Origin of the sequence: Bradyrhizobium sp. C-145 (assembly GCF_023375135.1) — a bacterium.
Taxonomy (GTDB): Bacteria; Pseudomonadota; Alphaproteobacteria; order Rhizobiales; family Xanthobacteraceae; genus Bradyrhizobium; species Bradyrhizobium zhanjiangense.
Genome location: NZ_CP088150.1, coordinates 8,687,558 through 8,712,217, shown reverse-complemented (window position 1 = coordinate 8,712,217; position 24,660 = coordinate 8,687,558). Strand labels below are relative to the sequence as shown.

Annotated in this window: 20 protein-coding genes and 1 pseudogene; 14 read left to right on the top strand and 7 right to left on the bottom strand. The window is 57.8% G+C overall.

Translation table 11 applies throughout. The features are described from left to right. Positions 1 to 62: 62 nt before the first annotated feature. Positions 63 to 1,688 (top strand): GMC family oxidoreductase N-terminal domain-containing protein, encoded by a 1,626-nt coding sequence (locus LRP30_RS41010; protein ID WP_249758484.1) that lies wholly within the window; start codon positions 63 to 65, stop codon positions 1,686 to 1,688. A gap of 167 nt (positions 1,689 to 1,855) precedes the next feature. Here the strand turns inward: LRP30_RS41010 and LRP30_RS41005 are convergent, their stop codons facing one another. From LRP30_RS41005 to moaA, 5 genes are all read right to left on the bottom strand, one after another. Next, entirely contained in the window at positions 1,856 to 2,230 is a 375-nt protein-coding gene (locus tag LRP30_RS41005) for a nuclear transport factor 2 family protein (protein WP_249758483.1), read from the bottom strand. 306 nt (positions 2,231 to 2,536) lie between these two features. After that, positions 2,537 to 4,003, bottom strand: a complete 1,467-nt coding sequence (locus LRP30_RS41000) for a PLP-dependent aminotransferase family protein (protein WP_249758482.1) — start codon at positions 4,001 to 4,003, stop codon at positions 2,537 to 2,539. Positions 4,004 to 4,152: 149 nt separating this feature from the next. Beyond that, entirely contained in the window at positions 4,153 to 5,532 is a 1,380-nt protein-coding gene (locus tag LRP30_RS40995; RefSeq protein WP_249758481.1) for an FAD-dependent oxidoreductase, read from the bottom strand. A 19-nt stretch (positions 5,533 to 5,551) separates the two neighbouring features. After that, entirely contained in the window at positions 5,552 to 5,770 is a 219-nt protein-coding gene (locus tag LRP30_RS40990; protein ID WP_244549599.1) for a 4Fe-4S binding protein, read from the bottom strand. Between the two features lie 132 nt (positions 5,771 to 5,902). Further along, positions 5,903 to 6,892 carry a GTP 3',8-cyclase MoaA gene (moaA, locus tag LRP30_RS40985; protein ID WP_249758480.1) on the bottom strand — a complete coding sequence of 330 codons (990 nt, stop codon included), beginning with the start codon at positions 6,890 to 6,892 and terminating at the stop codon, positions 5,903 to 5,905. Between the two features lie 256 nt (positions 6,893 to 7,148). On the opposite strand from moaA, the gene LRP30_RS40980 reads away from it, so the two are divergent. From LRP30_RS40980 to LRP30_RS40960, 5 genes are all read left to right on the top strand, one after another. Further along, positions 7,149 to 9,350, top strand: a complete 2,202-nt coding sequence (locus LRP30_RS40980) for a molybdopterin-dependent oxidoreductase (RefSeq protein WP_249758479.1) — start codon at positions 7,149 to 7,151, stop codon at positions 9,348 to 9,350. Between the two features lie 307 nt (positions 9,351 to 9,657). Further along, positions 9,658 to 10,080 carry a VOC family protein gene (locus tag LRP30_RS40975; RefSeq protein WP_249758478.1) on the top strand — a complete coding sequence of 141 codons (423 nt, stop codon included), beginning with the start codon at positions 9,658 to 9,660 and terminating at the stop codon, positions 10,078 to 10,080. Positions 10,081 to 10,187: 107 nt separating this feature from the next. Then, positions 10,188 to 11,132: a 2-dehydropantoate 2-reductase gene (locus LRP30_RS40970; RefSeq protein WP_249758477.1), complete on the top strand. Its 945-nt coding sequence runs from the start codon at positions 10,188 to 10,190 to the stop codon at positions 11,130 to 11,132. 29 nt (positions 11,133 to 11,161) lie between these two features. Next, positions 11,162 to 11,338: a hypothetical protein gene (locus tag LRP30_RS40965; RefSeq protein WP_249758476.1), complete on the top strand. Its 177-nt coding sequence runs from the start codon at positions 11,162 to 11,164 to the stop codon at positions 11,336 to 11,338. 296 nt (positions 11,339 to 11,634) lie between these two features. Next, positions 11,635 to 12,090, top strand: a complete 456-nt coding sequence (locus LRP30_RS40960; RefSeq protein WP_249758475.1) for a carbon monoxide dehydrogenase subunit G — start codon at positions 11,635 to 11,637, stop codon at positions 12,088 to 12,090. A 66-nt stretch (positions 12,091 to 12,156) separates the two neighbouring features. On the opposite strand, the gene LRP30_RS40955 is transcribed toward LRP30_RS40960, so the two are convergent. Beyond that, entirely contained in the window at positions 12,157 to 12,894 is a 738-nt protein-coding gene (locus LRP30_RS40955; protein ID WP_249758474.1) for a DsbA family oxidoreductase, read from the bottom strand. A gap of 284 nt (positions 12,895 to 13,178) precedes the next feature. Between LRP30_RS40955 and LRP30_RS40950 the strand changes: the two genes are divergently transcribed. Both LRP30_RS40950 and LRP30_RS40945 read left to right on the top strand, forming a co-directional pair. Beyond that, positions 13,179 to 14,255 carry a mandelate racemase/muconate lactonizing enzyme family protein gene (locus LRP30_RS40950; protein ID WP_249758473.1) on the top strand — a complete coding sequence of 359 codons (1,077 nt, stop codon included), beginning with the start codon at positions 13,179 to 13,181 and terminating at the stop codon, positions 14,253 to 14,255. A 457-nt stretch (positions 14,256 to 14,712) separates the two neighbouring features. After that, the gene (locus tag LRP30_RS40945) at positions 14,713 to 15,390 is read left to right on the top strand and encodes a glutathione S-transferase family protein (protein ID WP_249758472.1); all 678 of its coding nucleotides are present in this window, start codon (positions 14,713 to 14,715) and stop codon (positions 15,388 to 15,390) included. A gap of 427 nt (positions 15,391 to 15,817) precedes the next feature. On the opposite strand, the pseudogene yghU reads toward LRP30_RS40945, so the two are convergent. Beyond that, positions 15,818 to 16,692 (bottom strand): annotated as a pseudogene (yghU, locus tag LRP30_RS40940) (glutathione-dependent disulfide-bond oxidoreductase). Between the two features lie 634 nt (positions 16,693 to 17,326). Between yghU and LRP30_RS40935 the strand changes: the two are divergent. The 6 genes from LRP30_RS40935 to LRP30_RS40910 all read left to right on the top strand — a co-directional run bounded on the left by LRP30_RS40935 (position 17,327) and on the right by LRP30_RS40910 (position 24,392). Continuing rightward, the gene (locus tag LRP30_RS40935) at positions 17,327 to 18,421 is read left to right on the top strand and encodes a mandelate racemase/muconate lactonizing enzyme family protein (RefSeq protein WP_249758471.1); all 1,095 of its coding nucleotides are present in this window, start codon (positions 17,327 to 17,329) and stop codon (positions 18,419 to 18,421) included. 30 nt (positions 18,422 to 18,451) lie between these two features. Further along, positions 18,452 to 19,351 (top strand): N-acyl homoserine lactonase family protein, encoded by a 900-nt coding sequence (locus LRP30_RS40930; protein ID WP_249758470.1) that lies wholly within the window; start codon positions 18,452 to 18,454, stop codon positions 19,349 to 19,351. 341 nt (positions 19,352 to 19,692) lie between these two features. Continuing rightward, positions 19,693 to 21,402 carry a PQQ-dependent dehydrogenase, methanol/ethanol family gene (locus tag LRP30_RS40925; protein WP_249758469.1) on the top strand — a complete coding sequence of 570 codons (1,710 nt, stop codon included), beginning with the start codon at positions 19,693 to 19,695 and terminating at the stop codon, positions 21,400 to 21,402. Positions 21,403 to 21,531: 129 nt separating this feature from the next. Continuing rightward, positions 21,532 to 22,743 (top strand): transporter substrate-binding domain-containing protein, encoded by a 1,212-nt coding sequence (locus tag LRP30_RS40920; RefSeq protein WP_249758468.1) that lies wholly within the window; start codon positions 21,532 to 21,534, stop codon positions 22,741 to 22,743. Between the two features lie 105 nt (positions 22,744 to 22,848). Next, on the top strand, positions 22,849 to 23,271 hold the full coding sequence (locus LRP30_RS40915; RefSeq protein WP_249758467.1) for a VOC family protein: 423 nt from the start codon (positions 22,849 to 22,851) through the stop codon (positions 23,269 to 23,271). A 278-nt stretch (positions 23,272 to 23,549) separates the two neighbouring features. After that, positions 23,550 to 24,392 (top strand): oxidoreductase, encoded by an 843-nt coding sequence (locus tag LRP30_RS40910; RefSeq protein WP_249758466.1) that lies wholly within the window; start codon positions 23,550 to 23,552, stop codon positions 24,390 to 24,392. The last annotated feature ends 268 nt before the right edge of the window (positions 24,393 to 24,660 follow it).

The window sequence follows — 24,660 nt, the reverse complement described above, 5'->3', positions numbered from 1 at the left end:
TGTGATCCGGACGCGCAAGGCCTACGTGGGCGCACCGCAAACCCCCAACAATGGAGAAAACGGTGGTTTCCAGCACTGAACTGGATGGCGACTACGACTACATTGTCGTGGGAGCTGGGTCTGCCGGCTGCGTCGTCGCCAACCGATTGTCGACCGATAAAAGGAAGCGAGTTCTTGTCCTGGAAGCCGGCGGCAAGGACAACTGGATCTGGTTTCACATTCCGGTTGGCTATCTGTTCGCGATCGGCAATCCGCGTTCGGACTGGATGTTCGAGACAGAAACCGAGGCGGGGCTGAACGGCCGTTCCCTTAAATACCCCCGCGGCAAGGTGATTGGCGGCTCGTCCGCGATCAATGCCATGATTTCCATGCGCGGACAGGCGTCAGACTATGATCACTGGCGCCAACTCGGTCTCACCGGCTGGGGGTGGGACGATGTCAGTCCGGTGTTCAAACGCCTTGATGATCATTTCCTGGGTGAAACTGAACATCATGGAGTCGGCGGGGAGTGGCGCGTGGAACGCCCCGGCGTGCGGTGGGATATCCTCGATAGCGTGGCGAAAGCGGCCGTCGAAATGGGTATCCCGGCAACGACCGATTTTAACACCGGAGACAACACCGGTGTGGGCTACTTCCACGTGAATCAGAAGCGCGGCTTTCGCTGGTCGTCAGCGCGCGGGTTCCTGAAGCCAGTCCTGCATCGCGCCAACCTACGGCTCGAAACAGGGGTTTTGGTCGAAAGAGTGCTGTTCGACGGCAAGCGTGCCGCGGGGGTCCGATTTCGGCAGCATGGACGCACGATCAATGTTCGCGCGAAAGGTGAGGTCATCCTATGTGCCGGATCTGTCGGTTCGCCCCAGATCCTTCAACTATCCGGCGTGGGGCCGGCTGAGTGGCTTGGCGAACTTGGCATTGCGACCGTAGTCGACAGATCTGGTGTTGGCCGCAATCTGCAAGACCACCTGCAGCAGAGAGCGATTTACCGGGTCCATGGTGTCAAGACACTCAACGAGACTTACCACTCGCCGATTGGGCGAGCGCTCATGGGCCTCGAATATGCATTGTTTCGTCGCGGGCCGCTTACGATGGCGCCATCGCAACTCGGAATCTTTACGACCTCATCGCCTGTCTTCGATCGAGCAAACATAGAATTCCACGTGCAGCCCCTCTCACTCAATAAGTTTGGGGAGCCGCTGCACCGCTTTCCTGCGATCACGGTTGCGGCCTGCAATCTTCGGCCGACATCCCGCGGTACCATTCGCTTGCGCTCGACGGACCCATCAGCGAAGCCTGTCATTGCGCCGAACTATCTTTCGACCGACGAAGATCGCCGGGTGGCGGCGGACGCCATTCGCGTTACGCGCCGCTTGATGAAGCAACAAGCGCTTCGCCGCTTTCGCCCGGAGGAGTATATCCCAGGGCCGTCGGTCGATGACAGCGAAGCCGCTCTTGCCAAGGCCGCCGGCGACATCGGAACGACCATCTTTCATCCGGTTGGCACCGCGAAAATGGGCCTAGAGCACGATCCGCTGGCCGTTGTGGATCGGCACCTGCGCGTCATCGGCTTGGATCGATTGCGCGTTATCGATGCATCGGTGATGCCGACGATTACTTCGGGTAATACGAATACACCGACAATCATGATTGCCGACAAAGGCGCGAACTTTGTTCTGTGGGATACCGCCTAGATTGCTGCTGACGGTCTTTCAAAAATGAACCAAGCCGAAGCCGGGTTCAGGTGCTCCTGGGAAAAGGTCATTCTTCGCGGAGAGGAGCTGCAAATGACCCCTGCCGAGAGCCGCCGCCCACGAGATCGACCGTGTCGATCTCGTGGGCGGCTCGGGCAGGTCATAAATCAGCTGTGAAGGTGGAACACCTTGTTCATAATTTGCCACTTCCCATCTGTCTTCAGCAACGTGAACATGTCGGTAAAGCGCGAGCCCTTCCAGTTGTCGATTTCCAGGCGCACGTTTGCGATCGTCCCGACGATGTCGATTTCCGAAATGCGGGATTGGATTCCAGTGGCGGCACCGTTCGAGTCGTTCCAGTCGAACAACCCCTGAATAGGTCCTGCAAACAAGTCGGATCCGACATATCCGAAGATCGTAGCGTCCTTGTGGAAGGCGGGCTTCATATCGCTTCCCTTGCCCGACTTGGCGCCGTCCAGATAGTGTTGAACGACCTTCGCGATGGCCTCATAGTCGCCCAAATTCGTAGCTGTGCCACTCATCTTTTGCTCCTTCGTGATATCTAGCAGCAGCGCCATGACGTAGTGGAAAATACCCGCCGGTGCTCCTAACTGCCGGCGCCGTCGCAGTAGGAGCTCGCCCGCAATTTCCAGCTATAAGCTAGTGGGACACGAGTGCGCCTCACAGCGCCGGTGCAGGCAAAGCGGATGGTACCGGTTCACGGCGAATGTTGAGCAAGTTAGCTCTCTCTCAGTGCAGTGCGCGACAACACGCGCGCAACCCGCTTCGCGTAACCGCGTCTAGCGGAGGAGCCAGAGATCATGGCCGGCTTCACTTCTTAGGGAGCGTTAAAGCACCTTGGCGAGCCTCGAAATTCCCTCTTCGATTGCTGGTTCCGACAGTGCCGCAAACCCAAGCAGAAGATATCTGTCGCAATTCTCGAGGTAATCTGCGTCGCCAATATTCTGGTCGCGCAACGTGTAAACACCGATCTGCTGCTTCAGCATGAGCGTCTGCAATTCGACGGCACTCGGTAGATCCGGCGGCAACTCCCATACCAAGTGCGTGCCGCAATGTACCGGGTTTATTTGGACGGATCCGATATGCTTTTGAAGCGCCAAGATCAGGCAGTCGCGCCGCGCCATGTAGGTTTTGCGGATCTTTCTCAGATGCTTTTCAAAGGCACCCGTTTCGATAAAATCGTTCAGCACCGCCTGCTCAAGCCAAGGAACGCCGGTGCACGGAAAGCCGTGATCGAGCAATGAAGCGGCGTGAACGGCTGGGTTAACCAGATGCGGCGGTAGGACCATGTAGCCCACTCTTAGCCCTGGGCCGATGGAAGCTGCAAACGAGCCAACATAGACGACCCGTCCGTAGGTATCGAGACTCTTCAGAGGTGGCGGCGGTGAGCCCTGATACCTGATCTCGGTGTCGAAATCGACTTCGACAATGTGAGAGTCCGTTTGATCGGCCCAGCTCAGCAGAATGTCGCGTCGGGAAGCCGACAGCATGACGCCCATCGGATACTGACGCGCTGAAGTGACAAAGGCGACGCCGTTCCGGGACTGCGGCAAGTGTCTTACAACGATCCCGCTTTGATCGACAGGAACAGGCGCGATATGTGCGCCATAGGCCCGAAAAAGGTCCGCTGTTGTCCGGCAGCCTGGTGCCTCCATTGCTACTGTCGTACCCGCGCGGACGAACAGGTGGGCGGCGACATTCAACGCTTGCTGAACGCCGGTAACGATGACGATTTGATCCGGGTTGCATGAAATGCCGCGCGAAGCGCCAAGATACGCGGCAAGCGTTTCACGCAGATCTCGAAGGCCCTTGGGCGTACCGGAATACGTCAAGTTGAATTTTGACGATTGCATGCGCCAATTTGTCAGGCGGCGCCATACGCTGCGCGGAAAGCAGGCCGGATCAGTGCTCTCGAGTGCAAAATCGCAAACGATTTCACTGGGGGCCGCGGATCGCTTTGCGTCGTCGGCAACCGGCACGAACAAGTGAACCGGCTTATGGTAGGAGGCATTGTGGTTCGTACCGCTCGCAACCGACAGGGAGTTGTCGGGAAGCGTCGTCGACACGTATGTTCCAGCGCCCTCTCGAGACTCCAGATAGCCTTCGGATGTCAGCGTTTCATAGGCGAGTATGATTGTATTGCGCGAGACCCCGAGTTGCTCACTGAGGGCGCGGGTACCAGGAAGGCGCGCACCAGGTTTCAGGCGACCAGATACGATCAAGCCGTGGATCTGCTTGAAAACCTGGTTTTGCAGAGACGCAGCGGATAGGTCAATTTCAAGAGCTAACTGCATCGGCTGCTCCATCGCTCGACAGTCGGTACTTTGCGAAGAGGCCTGTCTGAAAGTGCGTCTGTCAAACTGCTAGTTGCGATCAAAGCTCGTGGACAATGTGGGGCTGCGGCACTCCCGGGTAGCGGCCCTCGGTCGTCACCGCGGGAAGCCTACGGCCGGCCGGCGCTTACTGCAAGCATTTCGGAAATTCTCGTGAATTTCTCCCGCGGCTTGCCCAAGGGCGTGCCGCGGGCCTTCTCTGCCTGATCGATCATTTCCCATCCCTGAAACGATACCGACCGCGTCGTCCGCTGCGCCAAGAGGGCAGTGAATGCCTCCCGGCCCGGCTTCTGCTGAGACCTAAAGGTCGGCAAATCGGCAAGAAGGGTCGCAACAGTTGCCATGCTATCGGCCCGGTTGGTACCGATGATGCCGGTTGGTCCACGTTTGATCCAACCCGCGACATAAACAGGGCATTCGCTGGCTGGTGTCATTTCTGCGCGGCCATTCTTGTTGGGAATCGTGCCGCGCGCATCATCGAAGGGGATGCCCTCTAAAGCACGACCGCTGTAACCAACACTGCGGATCATGAGTCCGGCTCTTATGGACAGCGTCTGCCCGGTCCCGATCGCCTCCTGGCGGCCAGCAGCGCCAACGAGCCTCGTTCGCTCAAGAACGAGTTCTTCGAGCTTATGCTCTCCCCGCGCTTCTCTTGGGCTCAGAAAAAAGTGGATACGGCAGCATTTCGGTTTCTCCCGCTGACGCGAGGCGAAGCTCCGGAATGCATCGAAATTTCGTGCGCGGGTGGGTTCACGGACATCGGCCAGTTCAGATTGACAGGCGTCGCTCAAGAGCAGGTCATTGGGGTCTACAAACGGATCGCATTCAGAAAGTTGACCGAGTTCGCGCAACTCTTTGGTGGTGAAGCGCGACTGAACCGGTCCTCTGCGACCAATCAGATGGATTTCACGAATGCGGCTTTCAGCCAAAGCATCCAGCGCATGTGCTGCGATATCTGTCCTTCGCAGTTCATCCGGCGATTTGGCCAAGATGCGACAAACGTCGATTGCGACGTTACCTTGACCAATGATAATGGCGGAGTCGCCCGAGAAATCGAACACAAGATCGCGGTAATCGGGATGTCCGTTGTACCATCCGACAAAGGAAGTTGCGGCGTGACTTCCCTGAATATCCTCGCCGGGAATACCAAGCTTTCGGTCGGTTGCTGCCCCCGTCGCAAGGATTACTGCGTGGTAGCAATCTGCCAGCTCACGCAGGGTGAAGTCCTTGCCAAATGTGACGTTGCCGACAAACGAGAGGCGGGGATCCCGAGCGATCTCCGCATAGGTGTTGGCGACGTCCTTCAAGCGCGCATGATCAGGTGCGACACCATAACGAACCAAACCATAAGGGACCGGGAGCCGTTCGAGAATATCGACCTCGGTCGTGTGCTCGGACTGCAGCAACGCCTCGGCCGCGTAGAATCCGCTTGGTCCGCTGCCAATGATTGCTACCCGTAAGGGGTTGTCTGCTGATCCAATTGCGTTCACGGCGACCGGCTCAATGTGTCTAGCTGGGGCCATAGCCGAGGGCGGCGCGCCGCTCCTCGGCGCCCGCTAAGGGCGTTTGCTTACTCCGGATCACAGGTGTGCTGCCGGACTTGTCAGCGTTGATTTGAATCCACATCTGCTGATCCTGCGAAAGATCCGCGCTTTCGCTGATCGCGTGAACCGGGCAGGCCGGAACGCAGGCCGCACAATCGACGCATGCGATGGGATCGATATACATGCGGTGATCGTCTCCGTGAAAGCACGCTACCGGGCAGACCAGAACGCAATCCGTGAACCTACAGTCGCTGCAGTTCCCAGTAACCACATGGGGCATGGTCGTTCCTCATTCGAACGTCGTTTTTGCAGTGCATCAGCCGCCCGTCGCGGCCATGATTCGTGAAATCTTCTCAGGCTTCTCATTGAACTCGTGGCGTTCCGGCTTTAGGGTCATGGCCGAGCGAATTGCCCCCAATATCTCGTCGTCGCTGGCGCCGCGACGCAAGAGTGGGCCGAATGCCAGCTGCTCACGCTGACCCAGACAGAGATACATTGTCCCGTCGGCAGCCAGTCGCACGCGATTGCAGGTGGCGCAGAAATGTTCAGATAGCGGGGTGATAAAGCCGATGCTCAATCGTGCATCTGGCGTTTTCATGTACCGGGCCGGTCCGCCGCCCGGCACTTCGGCCGCGACGAGACCGCGCTCTTGCTGCAGGCGGCGCCGGACGGGTTGGAGGTCGAGGTATTGGGCATTCCGGCCCGTTGCGCCCATCGGCATCGCTTCGATCAGACGAAGAACAAATCCCTGCTCGATGCAGAAATCGATCATCTCATCGATTTCATCATCGTTCACGCCCCGCATCGCGACCATATTGATCTTGATCGGCGCGAAGCCGGCTTGCTTGGCTGCCTCCAGGCCGGCCAAGATCTTGGCGAGGACATCGCGGCCGCAGATCGCGGCGACGCGGTCGGCACGAAGAGAATCCAAGCTGACGTTAATGCGGTGCACCCCGGCCTCTCGCAGAGGGGCGGCCAGCTCCTGCAAGCGGGTCGCATTGGTGCTCAAGGATAGGTCGTCGATGCCTGGTATTGCCGCGAGTCTTGCCGCAAGATTTGGCAAGTCTCGCCGAACAAGCGGTTCTCCACCCGTGAGGCGGATACGCTTTAGCCCACGGGCAGCCATGATCGAGATAAGGCGTTCGATCTCATCGAATCGCAACCAGGAGGCTGGTTCCTGGAATCCGCGGAATCCGCTTGGAATGCAGTAGGTGCAGCGCAAGTCGCATCGGTCGGTCACCGAAAGCCGCAAATATTCAATGCGGCGCCCGAATGTGTCTACCAGAAGTGGGACTTGCGATCTCATATGATGCCGTCGCGATCTCATGTCGAAACGCAATGTGCACAAGCAAGGAGTCATCGACAATCGGCCCCGAGGCCCGGATTGGTGAAGTACCGGTGCAAATGAAAAGTCTGAGTCCGGACGGCCGGCACCAAGAGATTCGGGGCAACCGGTACTCAATTCAATTGAGTCGTTGGATTTAACTGCCAAAGGCCGCTCTTGGCGACCGTAAGTCCCAAGCGCAGATTCCCCTTAACCGGACGGTAGAAGGAATATGCCGATGTCTGCCAGCACCCAAACAACGAAGGCGAACGCGAAGGAATATTTTGGCGGTTGCCCACACGATTGTCCTGACACCTGCGCAATGCTTTACACCGTGGAAGGCAACAAACTCGTCAACGTCCGCGGAAATCCAAAACACCCAATCACCCGCGGTGGCTTGTGCGTCAAGCTCAACGACTACGCGGACCGGCATTACAATGCGGATCGCGTGTTGTATCCGCTGAAGCGCAATGGACCGAAGGGCAGCCGGGCTTTCGTGCGGATCAGCTGGGAACAGGCGCTCGCCGAAATCAAAGATCGCTGGACGAAGATCATTTCGAGCAATGGTGCAGAAGCCATTCTGCCAGTAAGCTATCTTGGCAACGAAGGCTTGGTGCAGGGTCTTACGGTCGGTGATGCCTTCTTCAACAGACTTGGCGCGACCGTGTGCGAGAAGACCTATTGCGCCTCGGGATCGTCCACCGCTTGGCTCCTCACGGTCGGACCCACGAATGCGCTGGATCCGGAAAGCTTCGCCCACTCAAAATACATCATTATCTGGGGTTGCAATTCCCTTAGCACAAACCTTCATCATTGGCCCTTCGTGACCGAGGCGCGTCAAAAGGGTGCGAAGGTCGTTGTTATCGATCCGTACCGGTCGCGTACTGCCAAGCAGGCCGATTGGCATATCGCGCCGAAGCCCGGTACCGATGGCGCTCTCGCCATGGCGATGATCCAAACATTGATCGCCGAAGACCTGGTCGATCACGATTATGTCGACAAGTATGTTCTGGGCTATTCGGAGCTCAAGGAACATGCCGCAACCTGCACCCCGGAGTGGGCCGAGAAGATCACCGGTATCCGCGCCGACGACATACGAAAACTGACGCGCGAATACGCCCAGTCGCGCAACGCCTCGATCCGGATCGGTGTAGCGCTCGAGCGTACTGCGGGCGGGACCCAGGCCATCCGCGCTGTCATCGCGATTCCTGCCTTGACCGGCGCCTGGAAGGACGTCGCCGGCGGCATCTATCAAGCACCGCTGTGGGAATTCCCCGTGAATTTCGGTGCGATCTGCCGCCCCGATTGGATCAAGCCCGGCACGCGTGTGGTGAATCTGCTCAAGTTGGGCGAAGCGCTGCTTGGCGAGACCAAGCTCGATCCTCCGATCAACTCGATCATGGTTTACAATACAAATCCCGTGACCCAGGCGATGGATGTCGACAAGATCGTCCGAGGGCTTCAGCGCGACGACCTATTCACCGTCGTCGCGGATCATTTCATAAGTGACACCGCGGCTTACGCAGATATCATCTTGCCGGCGACGATGGCCGCCGAACACGATGACATGATGTTCTCTTGGGGCCATTATTACCTCACGCTTAATCAGAAGGCCATCGAGCCGCCCGGCGAGGCTTGCTCGAATGCAGAAATTTTCCGCAGGCTCGCAAAGACAATGGGACTGACCGACCCTGAGTTCCTGAAATCGGACCTCGAGTTGGCCGAAAGCACCATCGATTGGACCGCGCCGCAGGTGGCGGGCGTCGATATGGATCTGCTGCGAAAGCAGGGCTTCGCCAAGTTGAACTTGGGACCGGCGGATACGCGAACGCCTCACGCAGAGGGAAATTTCAAGACGCCGTCGGGCAAGTGTGAGATCCTGCTGATCGGCGCGAAAAATTTCGTCGCACCGCCGTTTCGTCAACTTTACAACGAAATGCAAAGCGGCGAGCCGATCGAACCGCTTCCGGGCTATACCAGGCCCTATGAGAGTGCGGCTGACGAACCTGAACTTGCCAAGCTTTATCCTCTGAACATCATAGCCCCGAAAAGCCACGCATTTCTCAATACGAACTACGCCAATGAACCAAAGAAGCGGAGGCTTCAGGGAGATCAGTTCGTTCTCCTTAGTCCACAGGACGCCGCAGAGCGTATGATCGAGCATGGCGACAAGGTAAAGGTGTATAACAGGACGGGCGGCTTCCACGGCGTTGCCCACGTCACCGATGACGTTCAGGCCGGGCTGGTTGTTGCGACTGTCGGCTATTGGCGAACCCATAACGAGGAAGGCACCGTCAACAGTGTGTCAGCCGCTCGGTTTGGTGGGATGGGCAATTGTCCGACATTCTCGGACAATCTCGTTCAGGTTGAGCGGATTGTGGGCAGGAATGCCGCGCGGAGCATGCACGAGCCTGCGCCGGTCGCGTTGGTAACGGCATAGCCATTTGGCAACATGCGCTTGTGGGCCCGCTGCTTGATGGTCGCGGGCCTGCTGGCGGAATGATCAGCATGACACCGCACCCAACATGGCGTCGGCGGAAATGTTACTTGCCCAAGGTTTCGAAGTTGTCCGATCTCCGACCGTTTGGCCGGGATCGACCAACCGGCCAATGTTCCGTCAGAAGCAACAGTGTCTTTCGAGTAAGGACTCTTCAAGTCGGTGACAACCTGCATTAGCCTGAACGCTTGGATCTGCGTGTGCGTGGCTGCTCACGCCAACGGTTCGTGTGAGCGTCTGGAGGGCTGCAGTGCAGGAGAATGTGCCGCTAACGATCGGTGTCGATCACGTAGGCCTTACCGTAAAGGACCTTGCGCTGATGCGGAAGTTCTTTTGCGATTGCCTTGGCTGGCGGGTTGTTGGAGAGAATCCAAGCTATCCAGCGGCCTTTGTATCGGACGGAAACGCCATTGTAACGCTCTGGCAAGTCGAGGATCCGGAGACGTGCGTGCCGTTCGAACGCCGCCGCAATCTCGGCTTGCATCACCTTGCATTGAGGGTTGTGGACCACAACGCACTTGACGCCTTGCACGCGCGTGTCGCGGCATGGCCTGGTAATGAGATTGAGTTTGCGCCGGAAAGATCGGGCAAGGGTCCGAAATTCCACTTTATGATACGAGAGCCTGGCGGCATCCGGATTGAGTTTGCCTGTGTGTCTCCGGCCACCGGTTAGCCGAGCTCCGGTTGATGGCCCCCACAGCGGCGATCGATCAATGCCTCTCCAGTGATGCCCGTTCCGTTCCGTCGCGCCGAGCTCGTCGTGTCAAAAGGAAGATCTTCGTGAGTAGTCCTAAGATTCTGGTCCTTGGTGCCGGGGGAATTGGCGGCTATTTTGGCGGTCGCCTGGCCGAAGGCGGTGCCGACGTCACGTTCCTTGTCCGCGAAGGACGGCGCAAAATCCTCACCGAACAAGGGCTGCGGCTTGAGAGCCCATTTGGGGATGCGCAGTTGGCGGTAAAGACCGTGGTCGCGTCCGAAGTGGCACCGATCTACGATGGAGTAATTCTGACCTGCAAGGCATATGACCTCGATGCAGCCATAGCGACGATCGCGCCGGCCGTGGCACCGCGCGGTTACGTTTTACCATTCCTAAATGGCATTGCCCATATCGAGCTCCTGAACCAAAGATTCGGCCAGCACCGCGTGCTCGGGGGCACGGCTAAGATTCAGGCGACACTCACACCGGCCGGCGCAATCCGCCAATTCAACGATTGGCGAACGATCACTTTCGGCGAGCAATCTGGCGAGCTAACTGAACGCGTGACAACTTTGGCGGCCCTATTCGCCGCTGCGAAGGGCGTCGAAGCCTTTGCGGTAACCGACATCGTGCAACGGATGTGGGAGAAAATCGTTCACCTGTCGACGGCTGCTGCGATGACCTGCTTGATGCGCGCGAATGTCGGCGAGATTGTCCGCACTCCCCATGGTCGTGAGCTTTTCCTCGACCAGCTTCGGTGCGGTGCCGCTGTGGCAGCTGCCAGCGGCCACGCACCTAGCGATAGTTTCATGAAATTGTGGGAAGAGACGTTCTCGCAGCGAGATTCGCAATATGCGACGTCGATGCTGCGCGACGTCGAACGCGGTGGTCCGACAGAGGTCGATCACATCCTGGGCTTCATGCTCAACAAGGCGATCGATGCCAACATAGCGCATCGCACATTGATGCTGGCCTATACACACATCAAGGCCCTCGAACAGAGGCGCGCGGCAGGCCGTCTGCCGTGATTGCACGCGCTCACGCCACAATGGCGCACGTGAACCGCACTGCGGGTGCCGCAGCCGGTGCGCGGCAGAACCTCGCATTGAGTGAAGTCATCCGTGAAGCGACCAAAAGACCAATCGTTTTCGGCGATACGACGATCGTGCTTATTCGTTTGACCTTCGCGAGCATGGGTGATGAAGTTTATAACGGGGGCGTCTGTCACCACTGACGTCAGTTGAGCAGCGTTTTGAACCTAACGCCAGCTCCTAAGGGAGAGAACATGAAGCTCTTGGCGCGCCATCACCAATTTGCACGGTTCACATCGAGACTGAAATAAGCGGGGCGGCCGTCCCTGCACGCGTTGATTTGGTTTTGCTAATCGGAGCGTGGAGTAGCCAGACCAACACTATCTGTCCAGAAGGGGGATCACATGCAGGTTTCCTTGGATAACACGCCGTTGGGCCTTCATCGCGGCTGGCACGTGTCGGAGGTGCCCAACGGCCGCTTCATTGGAGGTTACGTCTTATGCCGATGACCATGGCCGGAGAGGTTCAACTTGCTGCGACCCGGGAAACTGTGTGGGAGAAACTGAATGATCCGGATGTTCTGAAGGTGTGCATTCCGGGCTGCGAAGAACTTGTGAGGTCGGAGGACAATCAGTTTAGTGCGGTTGCAAAGATGAAGGTCGGCCCGGTCTCAGCGAGATTCAGGGGGCGAGTCACTTTGAGCGATCTGGTTCCCCCGAGCAGCTACCGGATTTCGGGCGAAGGTGAGGGTGGGATCGCGGGATTCGCTAAGGGCGTGGCCACGGTCGCATTAGTGGCGAACGAGGAAGGTACGTTGCTATCCTATGGCGTAGAGGCGCAGATAGGTGGAAAGCTGGCGCAGTTGGGTCAGCGCTTGATCAGCGGTTCGGCGAAGAAGATCGCTGACGAGTTCTTTTCGCGCTTTGCAGATGTGGTCAAGGGTGCACCCCGCTAACTCTTCAGCGTATCTGCGCTCCGTCGTTCCAGGTGGGCCCGCAGAGATCGTGGAGGCCGCGCCCGGTCAGACGACTTCGGACAGGGCCTTGCGGATGGCCTTCTCGAACGCGTCCGGCGGCTGGGCTCCTGTGATTAGGTGGCGATCGTTGACCACCACGGCAGGAACACCGCTTATACCCGCTCGATGCCAATTCTCTTCGGCGTCGCGCACCTCGTCGGCGTAGCGCCCTGAGGTGAGCACATCGCGCGCAGCCGCGCCTTCAAGGCCAACAGATTCAGCAGCGGCGACGAGCACGCTGTGGTCACCGGGATTTTGCATGTTCGTATGGTAGGCGGCGAGCAGCGCGCGCTTCAGCTCTGCTTGTCGCCCCTCGATCCGAGCCCAGTGCAGCAGGCGGTGCGCATCAAATGTGTTGTAGAATCGGCTTTCGTCGGTGGTCACCATGTCGAAGCCCACTTGCGCGGCAAGGGCACGCTGGCGCTCACGGTTCGCGATCGCCTGCTCGCGCCCGACGTTGTATTTGCGTGCCACGTTGTCGAAACGGCTCTCACCCTCCGGCGGGATGCCCGGATTGAGCTCGAAAGGGTGGAAACGGATGTCAGCCGTCAATTGCCCTTCAAATCGCTTCAGCGCAACATCCAGGTTTCCTAACCCTATTACGCACCAGGGGCATGACACATCAGATATGAAGTCGATCTTGACCGTCTTAGTCATGGAAAGATCACTCGCTCTTCGCTTGGTTACGTTTGGCGACGCCACCGCGCCGCCGAACTTATTGGCTAGATAGGGTGACTTGACCATCGGATGAACCGCTCCTGGCAGGAACACACGTTTTCGTAGATCGGCACACTCATGTGCCTTCGGCCGGACGCATAAACGGGTTGTGTTCTTCGCGGGCGATTCGGTTCGTCGGGCACGGCTATCACCAATTTTGATATGCATATCGCTCTTGTTCGGTTGATCTCCCGTGAAACATGTCAATGCTCGCCGCGTGGCGTGCTACACCCTCAACTCCGCCGGACATCACCGACACAGATATTTTAACCACTTTCCGCGACGGCACCCAGCATCCAGAGAGGTAGTCTATGAAGGTCTCGCGCCTGCGTACCCGCGTCGCCCACCTGCCTGTCGCAAAGCCCTTTTCGACGGGAAGGTACGACGTGCGGTCGATCGACTGTGTGTGCGTATTTCTGGAGACGGACGAGGGTCTCGTTGGGGAGGGGATGTGTTATGTGACGAACGGGCGTCGACTAAAGGTGCTGCGGGAGATGATCGTGAGCCTCGAGCATCTTGTCGTTGGTCTCGAACTCGGCCGGAGCGGCAGCTTTGTTCTCAACGCGTTCAATGACGTTCGTGCCTTTGGGCGACAAGGGATTTCGGCTCTGGCAATTTCTGCCGTCGAGGAGGCGATTTGGGACCTGCGAGGCAAGCAATTTGGCGTCAACGTTTCTCATATTCTTGGCGCCTGTCGGACCACCGTACCCAGCTACGTGAACTCATTGTGGCTATCGGCAACGATCGACGAACTTCATAAGGAAGCAGAGGGCCTCGTGAGGCAGGGCTTTCGTGCGATCAAGATGCACGTTGGATTGCCGGATCCCGGCAAAGACGTCGAGCGCGTCAGGGCGGTTCGAGAGATGTTGGGTCCCGATGTCGTACTGCTGGTTGATGCAGCGCAACTAATTGCGTCGCCTGAGGCGTCTATCAAGCTCGCGCGTCGTATCGAGGAGTTCGATATCGGTTGGTACGAAGAGCCCGTCATGGGCAGCAATCCGCATTCAGAAGCCAAGGTTGCCGCAGCTATCGATATCCCCGTCGCCACCGGTGAGTACACCTATAATCACCAAGGCATCTTTGAACTGCTGCAGCTCAAGGCTGCGGATATTCTGATGCCTGATCTGCAAAGGATGGGCGGACCGACCGAGTTCCTCAAAGCCGCATCCATTTGCGAGGCATTCGATATCCCTGTGTCGTCCCATGTCTTTCCGCAAATGAGCCTCGCGCTCATGGCGTGCGTGCCCAACGCGAGCTATCATGAATATATCAATTGGTTTGACACGCTTTACCATGAGCCCTTAGTGAGGGACGAAAGAGGCGCAAGCATCGTGCCTAACAGGCCGGGTTGGGGCTTCGCCATCGACCCGTCCGTATTGACGGACTGATACTTCAGGCACTCATCCTTCATGCGCTGGTCGGAAATTAAATCCCATCCACCGGGGCGCAAATTGCCGCGCGAGTTTTGTTCGGGTTATTGGCGTCGTTGTGAGGACGTCGAGTGTCGGCGCGAAGTGGACATGCGGTGTAGCGCGGTGTCCGAAAGTGCTATTGGACCAAAACCGTTCGTGCGACGTCGAGAGTGTCAAGTAATCGGAATGAGAGATATGGCTATCTCGGAAAAGCGTTTGATGACGACGTCGGTCGGTGCCTAGCGTGAATTCGCTCGAGCGTAAACCTACGACGCAGACAAGCTAGTGCAATGGGGCGAGTGCGTACAAAACCACCGAAGTTGTTCCGTTGTTGGGACCGTCAGAGGGGCGGCGTGCGCGTCATCTAAACTGACGAATTGGCGACACGCCAAATGCAAGAAGCTGGAGCGATGTCCAAGCAAAAGGGAATAAAATGACTGGGATCGTTCTCTACGGTTTTGACGGCAGTACGTATGTCCGGACAGTTCGGATGCTGCTCGCAGAGAAAGGCGCGCAATACGAACAGGTGCCAGTGAATGTGCTCAAGGGCGAACCGCGCCAGTCCGAGCACATGGCCCGCCATCCGTTCGGTAAAGTGCCGGTGCTGGACCACGATGGCTTCCGCATCATCGAAACCGGCGCTATCGCGCCATATTTGGACGAGGTGCTGCCGGGCCCGTCGTTCACGCCGGATAGTTCAAAGGACCGAGCGCGAATGCGCATGGCGATGGGCATCATTGATTCCTATGGTTATGGCGCGCTAATCGCCGCCGCTGGATATCACTTGTTTCCCGACCTGATCGGCGGGCGAAATGAAGAAGCGAGAAAGGAAGCGATCGTGAGCAGCCGTCGTGTGCTGCAGGAGCTTATGAAAATTCGTGGCGATAGTGCCTTTACCGCGGGCGAGCGTCCCTCACTCGGTGATTTCTACGTCGCTCCGATCTGTTGCCTCGTTTCACTAACCCCGGATGCCGAGGAAGTCTTCGCGGTAGATGGTTTCGCCCGGTGGTGGGAGCAGATACAAACAATGCCGAGCTACAAGGAGACGGAACCCCGGTTCGGCTGGGATTTGTTGTTTGCTGCCGCAGCAGCGGGGAGGGGCGTGAGCTGAGGCGGCAAACCGACCTCAGAGGGGGCGGGTTTTCGCGCACGCCGCAACCGAGCTTCCGGCGCAGCAGCGCGCGCAAAGTCACACCTCAGCACAGCCGACTTCAGCGGCGATCCGGTCGACACTGGCCTGGCTGGTCTTGAGCAGATGCACGGCGCGTTGACGCATACAGAATCTATGATCATTTTCGATTATCAATCGCCGCAGGGCGATTTCGATGTCTCCCTCTGAACGAGAAATCCTGGGGCATATCGTAAAGCTCGTTCGGGGCTTAGCCCGTCGCGCCGCGAAGATGATTGTATCCTTCGTTCGCGCCCAAGTGGTTAAAATCGACCTGCGACTACGCTTGACTTGTTACAGCGCGGCGTCAGTGGATGTTCGTTCAAGAGTTGCGGGAACGGTGCCGCCGGCGCGCGCCCACCGCGAGCGACTACCTTCCAGTCATCAATTTGTCCTGCGTGTTCGTTTCAAAATCGCTGGCGTCATGTCGCTCATGCAGTTGACTTGAGGCGTCGCCGCAGACGCGGTTTACCATTCGTCCGCGTTGGACGGCCGGCCGCTCGGCGATCGCGTCTACCCAGCGCGCAATATTCCTGTACTCCTGTGCTTGAAGGAACTCAGCCGCTCCGTAAAGCCAACCCCTCGTCAGGCCAGCGTACCAGGGCCAGGTGGCGATATCGGCGATTGTGTAGTCGCTGCCAGCGACAAATTCGTTCGTTTCGAGCCGCCGGTCGAGCACGTCGAGTTGGCGTTTCGTCTCGATGGAGAATCGATCTATGGCATATTCGATCTTGGTCGGCGCGTGCGCATAAAAGTGGCCGAAGCCTCCGCCCACGTATGGCGCGCTCCCTGCCTGCCAGAACAGCCATGACATGCATTCGGCTAGTGCACCGGGTTCGGTCGGCAGGAAGGTGTCGAATTTCTCGGCCAAGTATATCAAGATGGCTCCGGAGTCGAAGACCCGGATCGGCGAGGATCCGCTTTGGTCCACCATCGCCGGGATCTTGGAGTTCGGGTTCAGCGCAACGAAGCCGCTCCCGAATTGATCGCCGCGGTCGATTCTGATGAGCCAAGCGTCGTATTCTGCGCGCTGTTGCCGAGCGCCAACAGCTCCTCGAGCATGACGGCCACTTTCACGCCGTTTGGTGTTCCCTGGGAATAGAGTTGGATGGGGTGGCGGCCGAGTGGGAGTTCCTTGTCGTGCGTTGGGCCGGCGATCGGTCGGTTGATGTTTGCGAACCGTCCGCCGTTCGGCTTGTCCCAGCTCCAAACTTTTGGCGGCGCATATTCGAACGAGGAAGTCATTCTCAAAACTCCAGGTCTTTCCTCACCGCAAGTCTAATCGCCAGTGCGAGACAAATCGCATTGATCATTTTAGCTTAAGTCTCCTCCGTACGAACGTGAATGCCCGTTGTCCGGTGCACACTGTTTCGTGGGCGATCGAGTGTGTGATCGACGTTGTATGTTTGGAAGCGATGGATCCGTCCTACCGTCGACTTACTTAGTTGGATCAGTCCGTTTCGGCCCGCTGACACGGTGGGATGCGCGTTCGCGGGCAGTTTTAACTTATGAGCACAGCCCGCCGGTCTGTTCACAATCTGCAGCCGAGATAGGTGCAATCTGAATTATTCGTTTTTCGGATTGACGTTGTGCCCTTACCAAGGAAACACGGCCTCAAAAGAGGACTGGATCGACGCAAGGACAGAAACCCACCACCCATCATGAACTGCAGCGTGGCACGCCGTTGGAGATCCGCTGGTTCTCCGAGGGGTAGTCCATCTCGGTAACGCTGTGGGAGTGGCGACGCCCCTTAGCTTGGCCATTGCCGATGTCCTCGCATTACGAGAGGCCGGCGCGCCTGCCGCATACGAGACGAGGTCAATGGAGAGCTACGGTGTCACTTGACCAGGAAACTGCGGACCGAGATGTGAAGATTGCAATGATCGAGGTCATTGTAGTCAGTATCCCGTTCGCAGGAGACAGTAAGTCAGCCGAATCGGCCTGGGGAAGAAAGAATGCCGGGAGCGCCGACTCATTGCTGGTCAAGGTAACGACCGAGGGTGGAATTATCGGCTGGGGCGAGGCGTTCGGCTTCACTGCAATTCCCGCCGTGAAAGCTGCGATAGAACAGGTTATTGCTCCCCTGTGTATCGGCCTCAGCGCGTTGAACATCGGATCGTTGATGCTCGACGTTCAGAAGCGCCTTCACATATTCGGGCGAAGCGGCGCCATTATGTTCGGGATTTCCGCGATCGATATTGCGTTATGGGATATCCTGGGAAAGGCAACCGGCCAACCTGTACACCGACTATTGGGCGGCGCAGCAGTGTCCGAGTTGACATGCTATGCAAGTCTCGTTCGCTACACCGATCCGCAGCCTCTTGTCGAGAACGTCAATCGAGCTCTGGCCGATGGCTTCTCTCATCTGAAGCTCCATGAAATCACCGTGGATGCAGTCCGTGAGGCGCGAAATGCCGCCGGCGACAACGTGGAGATCACGCTGGACGTCAACTGCCCATGGACCGTGCGCCAGGCCCTCGATATGAGCGCCAAGCTGCGGCAGTTTAATCTGCGCTGGTTGGAAGAGCCCATTTGGCCCCCAGAGAACTTTGGCGGACTGGCTCGATTGCGTCGCGAGGGTGCAATACCCATTGCGGCAGGAGAAAATGCTTCGACGTTGGTGGAGTTCCAGCAGATGCTTTCGGCTGGCGCGGTCGACTTCGTCCAACCCAGCCCGGCCAAGATGGGGGGCATCTCGGAACTTCAGAAAGTGTTCTCGCTTGCCGCGGCAAGTGCGACCACCGTGATGGTCCACTCGTTCTATGACGGCCCCGGCTTGCTCGCGAGTGTACACGCAAGCGCCGCGCTAGGCTCGAAAGACGCCTTGGTGGAGTGGCGGTACTTTGACCTCGAGGCACAGCTATATCGCGATGCAGTGCGGCCGAAGAATGGAACGATTGCAGTTCCTCAAGGGCCTGGTCTGGGATTTGACCCTGATGCCGATGTAGTTCGGAGCTTCCAAGTCCGAAGTTGAGTTCTTTTTCAGCGATCGACGGATAGAAACATGCTTCTCAGGCGCTACCTTGTTTACGCAGGTGTGTTGTTGCTTCTGGTACTATCTGTCTCCGTGGGTACCAAGAATGTTTCCTCGCGAGAGTTGCCGGACGCGAGTAGCGCTGGTTTCGTAGAGAAGCTCTACAGGCTGGATTGCGGGCACTCGCTTGCCAACGATCAATCGGTTTGGACTCCGGGCGAAAACCAGGGGCATAGCATCGAGTTTTCGTCAACCTGCTGGCTGGTTAAACGCGGCAACCAGTGGTTGCTCTGGGATACTGGAGTTCCGGAGGCGACGGTTAATGATCCGAACGGTTGGTCGACACTGCCTAAGCTGATCGTCTATCGCTTGGACAAGACTCTAACGGGTCAGCTTGCGGAGATCGGTCTCAAGCCGTCCGACGTCGCTTACGTGGCCATTTCCCACACCCACGGGGACCACATCGGCAATGTCGGACTGTTTCCTGATGCCAGGATCCTAATGCAGCGCGCGGAGTATGAGTGGATCCATGGAAGCAATGGGCTAAACGAAAACGTGAATCAGCTAATGGCGCTGGCGCGCCGCCTGCTTGGAAATCCTAGGGGTATGCGACTGATTGACGGAGATCTCGACGTATTCGATGACGGGAGTGTTACGCTCATATCCACACCGGGACATACACCCGGTAGCCAGTCGCTGCTCGTGCACCTCAGAAATTCCGGCTTCATCATACTGTCGGGCGATGTCGTCCATCTCGAAGAGAATTTCGCCAAGAGCAGGGTCCCTTCGCTCAACACCGACAAAAAGGCATCCGTCGAATCGATGGACAAGATCAGGAAGATCATCAAGACCTACAATGCCACCATGTTCATCAATCACGACAAGAAGCAGGCCGACGGCCTTAAGTTGCTGCCGGCATTTTATGACTGACTTGTTGTTAACCGCCGGCCCTTCAAGCTCGCAGACAGTTCTGCGATCGTTGATCGAAGGGTCGAAGGGTCGTTCCGCGGTCCAAGTAACGTTGACACGCACAACATGGCCGGCAGCATGCAAACATATCGCGGATGTGTACGGACCGTTCGTCCAGGTTTTTGGGCTGCGAGTGGTCGGCCGGTCCTGCCGTTGTTTCGCTCTACGGGACAGTGTCTTTCTAGCGGGAGATCTTCGAACCCGCAGCAATCGTCGTAAACTAGCGTCCTGAATCTGCGGCTGCGTCGGTACGCGCGTCGCCACTTGTCGAGCAGGTGATAACAATGTCCAGGAGGAAACGAATGACGGGCAGAAAGTTCATTGCGGCTGTTTCGATCGCCATTGGTGTGGCCGCCGCAGCGTCCGTTGCCGGTGCCAACGACTCGGTCGTCAAGGCCGTCGCGAACACCGATCAGTGGGCGATCGCCGGCCACGACTACGGCAATACGCGCTTCAGTCCTCTCAGTCAGATCAATTCGGACAACGCCAGCAAGCTGTCCCTGGCCTATTCGTTTTCGCTCGGTTCGCTGCGGTCGAACGAGTCGTCGCCGATCGTGATCGGAAACACGCTGTATGTCTCGACCTCATGGGGTCCGAAATATGTTTACGCGCTCGACGCCGCGACCGGCGCACGCAAGTGGACCTATGAGCCGGAGATTCCGGACGATGTGTTGCAGTACGCCTGCTGCGACGTGGACAACCGCGGCGTCACCTTTGCGGATGGAAAGATTTTCGTTGGCCGGCTCGACGGCAAGTTGACGGCGCTCAACGCAGAAACAGGTAAGGAACTCTGGACCACTGAGGTCGTCGACTACAAGCAAGGGTCTGTCATCACTTCTCCCCCGCTGGTCGTGCGCGACAAGGTGATTACCGGCTTTGGTGGCGGCGAATATGGTGTTCGCGGTGCGCTTCAGGCGTTCGCTTTGAATACCGGTACGCAGGTCTGGAAAACGTTTACCGTCCCGGCGCCTGGGGAGCCCGCAAGCGAAACCTGGAAAGGTGACACAGGATTGAGGGGCGGCGGAGTTCCGTGGTTGGTGGGCTCGTACGACGCCAAGACCGACACCGTCTATTGGGGTACCAGCAACGCAGGCCCGTGGAATACTAGCGTCCGTTCTACTGGCGACGGGAATTTCGGAAAACTGACAAACTTATACACATCCTCCACGCTTGCGCTCGATCCGAATACTGGCAAGATCAAGTGGCATATTCAGAGTACCCCAGCCGACGCGTGGGACTACGACGGCGTTAATGAGAATGTTCTGGCCGACCTGAGCATCGGCGGCAGCACCGTTCCCGCTTTGATGAAAGCTGACCGCAACGGCTTCTTCTTCGTCGCCAATCGCGAAACCGGCAAGCTTCTGTCGGCCGAGAAGTTCGTCTTCGCCAATTGGGCGGAAAAGTGGGACGTCGCAACGTTGCGTGCTGTCGAGAATCCCGACAAACGTCCGGGACCCGGCCATCCAGTCAAGGACATCTGTCCGAACGTGATCGGCGGCAAGAACTGGCAGCCGATGTCATTCAATCCGCAGACCGGGCTGGTCTATATTCCGTCCAACAATTTCTGCATGGACTTTTCAAACACCGATGTCTCGTACAAGCGCGGTCTGTTCTATCTGGGCGCCGATTTCCCAGCCAAAGAAGGACCGGGAGGTTTCCTTGGTGAGTTGATGGCGTGGGATCCGGTCAATAGCAAGAAGGTGTGGTCAATCAAGCAGGACCTACCATTCAACGGCGGCACGTTGACCACCGGTGGAAACCTGGTCTTCTACGGCAACCTGCACGGTGACTTCCACGCAATTGATGCCACAAACGGCAAAATCCTCTGGAAGAAGAATCTTGGTTCCGGCATCGGAGCTGGCCCCGTGACCTACGCTGTCGACGGCAAGCAATATGTCGCCGTCGTCGTTGGTCGTACGGCTTCCATTCCCGCATTCTTGGGAGAAATCGGAAAGAAGATGACGGCAGCTGCACCTGAAGGTGGTTCGCTCTTTGTATTTGCCGTTCAATAGCCAACCAAGCGGGCATCGTCCGTCGCACCAGCGCCCTGTGTGACGGACGAAAAGGATCCTGATCGTCGAACGAGCCTGCAGAACTGAGCTTCCGTTCCGTACATCGTGCGCAACAAAGAGGAACCGTGGATGTCAGTGAACGTCACGGGCAACGTCAAGGTCTCATGCTGCAAATTCTGCGTACTCTTGCGAGCGAGTCCTCTTGCGCTGATAACTATTCTTGCGCCGGTTGGTGCGAGCTCCAGCGTCGATGCGGACGACGTCAAGCCGCTACGTTTGTGCGCAGATCCGACGAATCTACCGTACTCCAGCGATGATGCTTCCGAGCCGGGATTCTACCTCGAGGTCGGCCAGGCGATCGGAAAGGCGCTGGGCCGTCCTGTGACTTACAATTGGTACAAGACCTATTTTGGCAAGCGCAGCGTGCGCGTCACCTTGCTCGGAAAGCAATGCGACGCAATGATGGGCTTGCCGCTCTCCGACGACTTCATGGGGCCTGCGGTTATCTTCTCTCGCAAGATTTCGGAGCAGGCCTACGCCCTCGTCACCGCAAAAGAGCTAGTCGTCGGAAGCATTGAAGATCTGAGGGGGAAGCGGGTGGCGGTCCAGTACCAAACGACACCACAAAACCTGCTCGCTCTTCGGGATGATATCGAGAAAGTCACCGTAATGAGCCCGGACGAAGGCATGAAGGCGCTGGATGTCGGTACGGCCGAGGTCGCCTTTGTCTGGGGGCCAACTGCCGGCTGGCTTAACAAGACGCAATACCAAAACCGCTACAAGATCCGCACCATCGAAGGGAAGGGCTTATCTTGGGACGCCGCGATAGGATTTGCAAAAACCTCGGTAGAACTCCGTGATCAGGTCGATGCGGTCTTGCTGGAACTCGATCAGACAATCGGCGATCTAGCCACAAAATATGGTTTGCCAGGTGACACGTCGACCAGGCTCCTGGTATCCGAAAATTCGCCGAGTCTCCTCGTCCCTCCGACCGCCGCGACAGAGGTTCCTTCTGCTCCGCACTCTCCTTCGGCTACATCGAAGGACTCGAAAGCGCATGCAGGTGACTCCGCCAGTATCGAGGAAGGCAGGGAAGTCTTCAATTCAACGTGCGCCCATTGCCACGGGACCAACGCCGTGCAGGGCGAGCGTCGGATCGATCTCCGAAGGTTGCAGCTTCGTTACGGCGAGAATGCGCGCTCGACGTTCTGGACAACCGTCCACGAAGGGCGTCCTTCGAAAGGCATGCCGGCCTGGAAAGACGTCCTTACCGACGAGGATTTCAACAACATATACGCCTACCTGACCACCGTGCAGGCTTCGGCCGGTTCGGCGAATTGAAGGGGCTCGCCAGAAAATCAGACCTAATTCGATCGACCGGTGCGTTCGGCTACCGCTTGAATGAGAAATGCTTCACCAACGCACGCGCGTGCCAGGAGACGAACTATGCAAGATAATGTTCCGTTGACGGCCGGAGTCGATCACGTCGGACTTGCCGTGAAGGATCTAGCGCTTGCGCGTGGCTTCTTTTGTGATTGCCTCGGCTGGAGAGTTGTCGGCGAAAACCAGAATTATCCAGCGTCGTTCGTGTCGGACGGAAGTGGAATCGTGACGCTCTGGCAAGTCGAGGATCCGGAGAAGTGCGTCCCATTCGACCGCCGTCGCAACGTTGGTTTGCATCATCTCGCTCTGAAAGTGGCGGACCGTAGCGCGCTTGACGCCTTGCACGCACGTGTCGCAGCCTGGCCCGGCATCGTGGTTGAGTTTGCGCCGGAACGATCAGGCAAGGGCCCGAAGGTGCACTTTATGGTACGAGAGCCGGGCGGTACCCGGGTCGAGTTCGCCTGCGTTTCCCCCGCCGTCGGATAGCGAATTTCGAATCCTGCAACGCAAGGGGCCCATACGGTTGGCATACCGCCGCAACGATGATCGGGACCGGCGTCTTCTGAAGATGATGAGCTTGGTTCATTTTCATGCTGTCACAGGGCGCATTTCGTCTTGTCAGTGTGTCCTAGGAGAGCCGAGGTTGATGGTCCGGATGGGCGTTCGCGGTCATGGTGGGGCCTCGGCGAGTGCGAGGTTCTTCGCTGGCGACAATACATACCCGCTGCCGGCAATCCACGCCGCGCGCGACCACGGAGAAGTTTATGACGACGCATGCAAGGTGCAACATCCTGATTACCGGCGCTGGCTCCGGGTTGGGGAGAGCATTTGCAACTGAGGCGCTTTCATCCGGACACTCGGTCGTAGGGACGGTGCGGAGCGAGGAGGCTGGGCTGGCCTTCGAAGCAATGCATCCGTCGCGAGCCCGGGCCTTGCTACTGGACGTCACCGACTTCGCGGCAATCGGTTCTGCGGTTGCGAAGGTTGAAAGCGAAATTGCTCCGATCGATGTTCTCGTGAACAATGCCGGATATGGGCACGAAGGTATTGTCGAAGAATCTCCGCTGGAGGAGATTAAGCGTCAATTCGACGTAAACGTATTCGGCGCAGTTGCGATGATGAAGGCTGTGCTGCCATACATGCGCGGGAGGCGTCGTGGACATATCATCAACATCACTTCGATGGCCGGATACGTAGGTTTGGCGGGCATCGCGTATTACGCGGGCAGCAAGTTCGCTCTCGAAGGTATCTCAGAGGTGCTGGCGAAGGAAGTTCGTCACCTTGGCATCCGGGTAACTGCGATTGCGCCGGGCTCCTTCCGAACCGACTGGGCAGGGCGGTCGATGGTTCGGAGTCCGCGGAGCATAGGCGATTACGACTCACTCTTTGATCCTGTCCGGCAAGCCCGCGCGGAAAAGAGTGGAAAACAATCTGGAGATCCCGTCCGGGCCGCCCGAGCGCTGGTGAGGGTCGTGGAAGCCGAGGACCCGCCGGTGCATCTTCTCCTTGGTACCGATGCCCTGAAGCTGGTCCGCCAAAAACTGGAATCGCTTCAGCAAGAGATCGATGCTTGGGAATCGATGACGCGATCGACTGAATATGCATAGGATGCCGAAGGTGACCTGCTCAAGCGGCGGGCCTCGCGACATATTTGTTGGTTGGGCTTCCAGTCTTATGGGCGGGGAACGCTTCCAACGAGTGGTTGAAGCGGTACACCGCCGCTATCGAGCAGTCTGGTACCACTGATTTCATATCGACCGGAGCTATGGCCGCCCTATGCGTTCGAATAAAACTGACGAACAGCTGCGGCTGTTGCGGTGTGGATTCGACGTGGAGCCGAGCCGACGCTCGCAAGGTTTTGGATGATGCGTAGCC

What these genes read in the sequence shown, in the direction of transcription:
- LRP30_RS41005 (WP_249758483.1), bottom strand. Translation starts at nt 2,230, where the DNA reads ATGAGTGGCACAGCTACGAATTTGGGCGACTATGAGGCCATCGCGAAG.
- LRP30_RS41000 (WP_249758482.1), bottom strand. Translation starts at nt 4,003, where the DNA reads ATGCAGTTAGCTCTTGAAATTGACCTATCCGCTGCGTCTCTGCAAAAC.
- LRP30_RS40990 (WP_244549599.1), bottom strand. Translation starts at nt 5,770, where the DNA reads ATGTATATCGATCCCATCGCATGCGTCGATTGTGCGGCCTGCGTTCCG.
- moaA (WP_249758480.1), bottom strand. Translation starts at nt 6,892, where the DNA reads ATGAGATCGCAAGTCCCACTTCTGGTAGACACATTCGGGCGCCGCATT.
- LRP30_RS40980 (WP_249758479.1), top strand. Translation starts at nt 7,149, where the DNA reads ATGTCTGCCAGCACCCAAACAACGAAGGCGAACGCGAAGGAATATTTT.
- LRP30_RS40960 (WP_249758475.1), top strand. Translation starts at nt 11,635, where the DNA reads ATGCCGATGACCATGGCCGGAGAGGTTCAACTTGCTGCGACCCGGGAA.
- LRP30_RS40955 (WP_249758474.1), bottom strand. Translation starts at nt 12,894, where the DNA reads ATGGTCAAGTCACCCTATCTAGCCAATAAGTTCGGCGGCGCGGTGGCG.
- LRP30_RS40950 (WP_249758473.1), top strand. Translation starts at nt 13,179, where the DNA reads ATGAAGGTCTCGCGCCTGCGTACCCGCGTCGCCCACCTGCCTGTCGCA.
- LRP30_RS40945 (WP_249758472.1), top strand. Translation starts at nt 14,713, where the DNA reads ATGACTGGGATCGTTCTCTACGGTTTTGACGGCAGTACGTATGTCCGG.
- LRP30_RS40935 (WP_249758471.1), top strand. Translation starts at nt 17,327, where the DNA reads ATGATCGAGGTCATTGTAGTCAGTATCCCGTTCGCAGGAGACAGTAAG.
- LRP30_RS40930 (WP_249758470.1), top strand. Translation starts at nt 18,452, where the DNA reads ATGCTTCTCAGGCGCTACCTTGTTTACGCAGGTGTGTTGTTGCTTCTG.
- LRP30_RS40925 (WP_249758469.1), top strand. Translation starts at nt 19,693, where the DNA reads ATGACGGGCAGAAAGTTCATTGCGGCTGTTTCGATCGCCATTGGTGTG.
- LRP30_RS40920 (WP_249758468.1), top strand. Translation starts at nt 21,532, where the DNA reads ATGTCAGTGAACGTCACGGGCAACGTCAAGGTCTCATGCTGCAAATTC.
- LRP30_RS40915 (WP_249758467.1), top strand. Translation starts at nt 22,849, where the DNA reads ATGCAAGATAATGTTCCGTTGACGGCCGGAGTCGATCACGTCGGACTT.
- LRP30_RS40910 (WP_249758466.1), top strand. Translation starts at nt 23,550, where the DNA reads ATGACGACGCATGCAAGGTGCAACATCCTGATTACCGGCGCTGGCTCC.